We start from the raw sequence: 1,546 nt of genomic DNA, 5'->3' as shown, positions 1-1,546 counted from the left end.
GGGGATGCGGACAAAAACTTGGACTGGTTATGCCGCGAGACCCAGGCTCTCACGATACTCAATGGGACTAAGAGCGCCGAGGGAAATCTTGATTCTTTTCTCGTTGTACCAGCGAATGTATGAATCCAGGGTCTGAATGAACTGCTCGATGCTCGTTGACTGCCAATTGCGAGGATAGAACAGTTCCGTTTTCAGCCGACCGAAGAAGCCTTCACAAGCCGCGTTGTCAGGCGAGCAGCCCTTGCGCGACATCGACCGAATTATCTTCGCATCAGCGATGCGGGATAACCAGCCGGGCCAGCGGTAGTGCGCGCCACGATCGGAGTGAACCACAGGCCGTTTATCGTTGCCGGCCACCGTTTCTACGGCGGCATCCAGCATCGTGTTCACGAGCTCGGCGTCGGGACGAGTACCGATCGACCAACTGATAACCTTCCCATCGAAGCAGTCGATGACTGGAGACAGGTACACCTTGCCGGCCGGGATCTGGAACTCCGAGATATCAGTCAGCCATTTCTCATTCGGAGCAACAGCTGTGAAGTCCCGGTTGAGGAGGTTTTCCGGCGCGGGACTGATCTCCCCGAGGTAGGAACCGTATCGACGCCGTTTTGGTTTGGCGACGACCAGGCACTCCTGCTTCATCAAGCGCTGCACCACCTTCTCTGACAAACGCACGCGCTGCCGGCTCAGCGAAGCCCTCATCCTTCGGTAGCCATAGCAGCGATGATTGCGCTCGAAGATGTCTGCCATGGCACGACGCACTTCGGTGTACTTTTCCGCCACCTGCATTCGGGCTCGATGGTAGAAATAGGAACTTCGGGCCAAGCCCAGCGCTTCAAGCAGCTCTGACAAGGAGTATGTCTGCCTCAGGGCATCAGCCAGCAAAGTCTTCTCCCGGTTGGTCAGGATCTGCCGGTCGATGCCCGTATCTTTTTTTATCAGTTCATTCGCCTTCATCAACAGGTCGTGCTCAAGCTGCAGACGGCGCACGTCGAGCCTGAGAGATGCGAGTTGTCGTTCCAACTCTTCTCGCTCCGATGACGATGGGGATTCTAGTCGGCGTTTCATGGATGCAGATACCTCTGGGCCGAGTAGCTGGTTTTTCCAGTTGTACAAGGTCGGCCTACATACGCCTAGTTTTTCAGCTAGGGCTTTCGCACTTTCTTTTCGCGTGCACAGCGCGATGACCGCTGCATGCTTTACGGCTAGCGGGCGGGCCAACCCGTCAGATCGCCCAACGACACGCGTATGCAACTCGGGGTGCAATTCGTAAATCCAGGCGCGCAACGAATCCCTTGCCGGGTAGCCCAACGCCGTAACGGTAGCGGCGATGCTGCGACCGTGTTCGAGATAGTACTCGACCGCCTTTTCCCTTTGGGCCAGTGAGTACTTCGACCTCGATGTCTTGTAGCCACGCGCCAGGTCAAGGCATCGCTCATATTCTGCATACCAGCTCTTCAAAGCGTTCTTCGTCGGGTAGCCCAGCTGACGAATCGTTACCCCGATGCGTTTCCCCACTTTTATGTAGAGCTCGACCGCTCGGATG

At 56.4% G+C, this 1,546-nt stretch carries 1 protein-coding gene; it reads right to left on the bottom strand.

Features of this window, described 5'->3' with window-relative positions; all coding sequences use genetic code 11:
* Positions 1 to 27: 27 nt before the first annotated feature.
* Positions 28 to 1,545, bottom strand: coding sequence for an IS3 family transposase (locus HAQ05_RS27705; protein WP_338050283.1), 1,518 nt, complete (start codon positions 1,543 to 1,545; stop codon positions 28 to 30).
* Between the last annotated feature and the right edge of the window lies 1 nt (position 1,546).

The sequence above is a fragment of the Pseudomonas typographi genome, assembly GCF_014694385.1.
GTDB classification, from domain to species: Bacteria; Pseudomonadota; Gammaproteobacteria; order Pseudomonadales; family Pseudomonadaceae; genus Aquipseudomonas; species Aquipseudomonas typographi.
This window is presented reverse-complemented; position numbering and strand designations above follow the sequence as displayed.